We start from the raw sequence: 3003 nt of genomic DNA, 5'->3' as shown, positions 1-3003 counted from the left end.
TCCGCCTCGGTGGAGCCGGTTTCCACAGTGCTGCCCATGCCGGGCGTGTCGCCAGGTTCGTCATTCCTGTTCATGACCTTCCTCCTTCACGTAGCCGCAGCCCTTGACGGGGCAAATGACCTTCAGGCCGTCGCGGCTCTTTTTTTCCACCAGATACGGGGAGCCGCAACGCGGACAGGGGCCGGGCACGGGCCTGTCCCACAGGGCGAGGTCGCACTGCGGGTACGGGTCGCAGGAGTAAAATATCTTGCCGCGCTTGGTGCTTTTTTCCACCAGTTGGCCCTTCTCGCAGCGCGGGCAGGGCACGCCCGTGGACAGCGGGGCCGCATGCTTGCACTCGGGGTAGCCCGTGCAGGCGATAAAGCTGCTGCCCGTGCGGGCTTTCTTGATCACAAGGTCACGTCCGCACTTGGGACACTGCCCCACCTTTTCATACTGGGGTTTCTCGGCGGCCACGGCCTCCACCTTGCCCTCCTCGTTGCGCGAGAAATTGCTGGTGAAGTTGCAATCGGGATAGCCGGAACAGGCCAAAAACGCGCCAGCCTTGCCGAACTTGATCATGAGCGGTTTGCCGCATTCCGGGCAGGCAAGATCGGCAGGAATGCCGCCCTTGACGCTCTGCATGTTTTTGGCGGCGGCCATGAGGGTAGGATTGAAGTCCTCGGCAAAGGCGCGCAAAAGCTCCACCCAGTGCTCCTTGCCTTCGGCCACCTTGTCCAGCCCTTCTTCCATCTGGGCTGTAAAGCCCACGTCCATCAGGCGCGAAAAATGCTCGGTGAGTTGGCCGCAGACCACACGGCCGAGGTCGGTAGGCACAAAGTGCCTTTCGGTCAGGCTCACATACTCCCTGTCCTGCAAGGTGGAAATAATGGCCGCATAGGTGGAGGGACGCCCGATGCCGCGCTCTTCAAGCTCGCGCACAAGGCTGGCTTCGCTGTAGCGTGGCGGGGGTTGGGTGAACTTTTGCTCCTTGTCCATCTTTTCCAGCTTGAGGGTCTGCCCCACCTCTACGGGCGGCAGTTCGGAATCGGCATCCTCTCCGGCGCGGGGCAGGGCCGCCATAAAGCCGGGGAAAAGCAGGCGCTCGCCCTTGGCGCGCCACTGGCTGTGGGCGCAGGCAATGGTGACCGTGGTGTCGTGAAAGCGCGCTCCGGCCATCTGCGAAGCCACAAAACGCGACCAGATAAGCCGGTAAAGATTATACTGGTCAGGGGGCAGATGCTGCTTGACCTCATCGGGCGTGATGGACACGTCCACGGGCCGTACGGCTTCGTGGGCGTCCTGCGCGCTGCCTTTGGTCTTGTACACGCGGGCGCGCTTGGGCAGATAGTCCTTGCCGAAGTGTTCAGCAATAAATTTCTTGGCCGCGTCCCGGGCCTCGTCGGCAATGCGCGTGGAGTCCGTACGCATATAGGTGATGAGGGCGGTAAGACCGCGATCTCCCAGTTCCACGCCTTCGTAGAGGCGCTGGGCAATATTCATGGTGCGCTTGGCCGAATAGGAAAGGCGCTGGTTGGCCGCCTGCTGCAACGTGGAGGTAATGAAGGGCGGCTGCGGGGCGCGCTCGCGCTCCTTCTGCTCCACGTTTTCCACCACAAAGGGCTGTCCCCTGAGGGCGTCCTCAAGGGCCTGCGCCTCCCGGGCATTGCCGATAACGGCCTTTTTGCCGTTGACCTTGACCAGATCGGCCTTAAATGGAGGCGGAACCTCGCCCGAGAGCAGGGCCTTGAACAGCCAGTATTCTTCAGGTTTGAAAACCTCGCGCTCTTCCTCGCGCTCCACAATAAGGCGCAGAGCCACGGACTGCACCCGGCCTGCGGATATGCCACGCTTGATGGTTTTCCACAGCAGGGGTGAAATCTTGTAGCCCACCAGCCGGTCCAGAATGCGACGGGCCTGCTGGGCGTCAAAAAGATCGGCGTTGAGTTCACGCGGGTGCGCCAACGCTTCCTTGACAGCCTTGGCCGTAATTTCGTTGAACTGGATGCGCTTGATATCCTTTGCCTTATCGCGGATAAGCTCGGCCACATGCCAGGCAATGGCCTCGCCTTCGCGGTCGGGGTCAGGGGCCAGATATACTGTCTCGGCCTTGGATGCGGCCGCGCGCAGGTCGCTGACCACATTTTTTTTGTTTTCTATAACTTCATAATGGGGCGCGAAGTCATGTTCTTCATCCACGCCAAGCGTCTTGGCGGGCAAATCGCGCACATGGCCCACACTGGCCTGCACCATATATGCCGGTCCAAGAAATTTCTTGATGGTCTTAACCTTGGCCGGTGATTCCACTATTATCAACTGTTTGCCCATGCTGCCCTCAACTGGCTTTCCGGCTGCGCCAAAAACTTTCCTGCGCGCCCTTTATGTAACGGCAAGATACGATAAAACCCAAAGGCGTCAAGTGCGGGTCACGAAGCCGGGGCTGCTGCCCAAGATCTGCGAGAGCAAAAAAAGCCCTGGGCAACGCATGGCAGACTGACGGGCGCAGAAGAAAAATATATTGGATTATTGGGCAGATGAAACGTCACTTCCACAAGCATGACAGCACGACATGCCCAACTGGACAGGGCCGTGCCATTTGCGGTAGCATCATAGTAATTTCCAGTCAAAATGAGGGATATATGCGCATATGTCCAATACCATACCGTTTTGCGGCAGCAATCTGCCTGACCATGCTGTGCCTGCTGGCTGCTGGTTGCTCATCGCGTCATAACGCCGGCCCGGACACTCCGGAAACTTCGGATTTTCCGCCCGGTTCTCCCGCTGATCCGCGTTCCAACCAGGCCGAAGCCAAGCCCGGCCCCTTGCCCGTCATCAAGGCAAGCCCCGGGCAAAGCGTCTTTGTGGACGTGAGCGGCGGCAGCGCCACATTCAATGCCGACCTTCAGTCAATGCTTACAGCCTATCTGCAAAGTGAACGGGAACTTGTACCCGCAGACTCGGCCAAGGGGTCTGACCTGCTGCTGCGTGTTGCCGTGGACGAAGTAACCCCCCTTGGTTCGCGCA

General features: G+C 59.6%; 2 protein-coding genes. One reads left to right on the top strand and one right to left on the bottom strand.

Features of this window, described 5'->3' with window-relative positions; all coding sequences use genetic code 11:
- Nucleotides 1-60: 60 nt before the first annotated feature.
- A complete protein-coding gene (gene topA / locus V6C07_RS09500; RefSeq protein ID WP_333536191.1) occupies nt 61-2307 on the bottom strand; it encodes a type I DNA topoisomerase in 2247 nt (748 codons plus the stop codon).
- A 311-nt stretch (nt 2308-2618) separates the two neighbouring features.
- Between topA and V6C07_RS09495 the strand changes: the two genes are divergently transcribed.
- On the top strand, nt 2619-3003 hold a 385-nt coding region (locus tag V6C07_RS09495; protein ID WP_333536190.1), incomplete at its 3' end, for a hypothetical protein.

The organism is Desulfovibrio sp. 1214_IL3152, from assembly GCF_036763055.1.
Taxonomy (GTDB): Bacteria; Desulfobacterota; Desulfovibrionia; order Desulfovibrionales; family Desulfovibrionaceae; genus Desulfovibrio.
This window is presented reverse-complemented; position numbering and strand designations above follow the sequence as displayed.

Bases quoted from the DNA above. Each gene is read 5' to 3' on its own strand.
- topA (WP_333536191.1), bottom strand. From the start codon at position 2,307: ATGGGCAAACAGTTGATAATAGTGGAATCACCGGCCAAGGTTAAGACC.